At 54.5% G+C, this 279-nt stretch carries 1 tRNA gene and 1 other RNA gene; both read left to right on the top strand.

Features of this window, described 5'->3' with window-relative positions:
- Positions 1-6: 6 nt before the first annotated feature.
- Positions 7-176, top strand: a non-coding RNA gene (locus ACSZPU_RS26515) — RtT sRNA.
- A gap of 26 nt (positions 177-202) precedes the next feature.
- Positions 203-278 (top strand) — tRNA-Val (locus ACSZPU_RS26510).
- Position 279 lies beyond the last annotated feature (1 nt).

Raw genomic sequence — 279 nt, 5'->3', positions numbered from 1 at the left:
GGTCGTTAGCTCAGTTGGTAGAGCAGTTGACTTTTAATCAATTGGTCGCAGGTTCGAATCCTGCACGACCCACCAATCGTTCTGGTGGAACGCGATAGTAAAACGTGAAGGATAACGTTGCGTTAGCAACGGCCCGTAGTGCGAGGCGAAGCCGAGTCATCCTGCACGACCCACCACTTAAAGCAGTATCCAGCGTAGTATCGGGTGATTAGCTCAGCTGGGAGAGCACCTCCCTTACAAGGAGGGGGTCGGCGGTTCGATCCCGTCATCACCCACCAC

Origin of the sequence: Phytobacter sp. V69 (assembly GCF_965644215.1) — a bacterium.
Classification (GTDB): Bacteria; Pseudomonadota; Gammaproteobacteria; order Enterobacterales; family Enterobacteriaceae; genus Phytobacter.
Note: the sequence above shows the minus strand (reverse complement) of the source record. Positions and strands in the feature narration are given on the sequence as shown.